The organism is Bradyrhizobium sp. WYCCWR15520 (assembly GCF_056174665.1).
The window spans coordinates 1-722 of record NZ_JBWBWM010000166.1; the positions used below are offsets into that span (position 1 = coordinate 1).

Annotated in this window: 1 protein-coding gene; it reads right to left on the bottom strand. The window is 64.5% G+C overall.

Annotated elements, in window-relative coordinates; translation table 11 throughout:
* Positions 1-722, bottom strand: a 722-nt coding sequence (locus AC0QUY_RS42665) for an SDR family NAD(P)-dependent oxidoreductase (protein ID WP_475391739.1), incomplete at both ends; no start/stop codon positions are given.

Genomic DNA, 722 nt, shown 5'->3' on the forward strand with positions numbered 1-722 from the left:
TTTCGGCAAAGCGCTTGGTCAGGCCGAGCATCGAGACCGGTTCGATCGCCTTGTCGGTCGAGATCATCACCATCGCGGTCGCGCCCGCCGCCATCGCCGCGTCGGCGACGTTGACCGATCCGAAAATGTTGGTCTTGACGCCCTCGCTCCAGTCGCGCTCGAGGATCGGCACGTGCTTCAGCGCGGCGGCATGGAACACGATATCGGGCCTGAATTCCCGCATCAGGTTCATGATCCGGTCGCGATCCCGGATATCGGCGATTCGGCCTTCAATCACGGCATTGGTTCCGTGCGCCTGCAGCGCCTCCGTCACCGCGTAGAGCGCCGGTTCCGAATGTTCGATCACCAACAGCCGCGCGGCGCCGAAGGTCGCAACACGGTCGCATATCTCCGAACCGATCGAGCCACCGCCACCGGTGACGATCACCGCCTTGCCCTTCACCAGCGTTTCAAGCCGCGCGTAATCGATCTTCTCGCTCGGCCGCAGAAGGAGGTCTTCGACGGCGACGTTAGTCAATCTCGGCACGTCGCCGCTTTCGAGCGACGGCAGGCGGCTGACGAACAGGCCGAGCCGCTTGGCGCGCATCAGAACCGATTCGGGATGCGCCTCGGGTTCGAACGCCGACGGCGTCATCACGAGCCGCGCAATCGGCTTTCCGCGGCCGGCATAGTCGCGGATCACGTCCTCGACGTCATCGATGCCGCCGAGCACCGGGACGTTG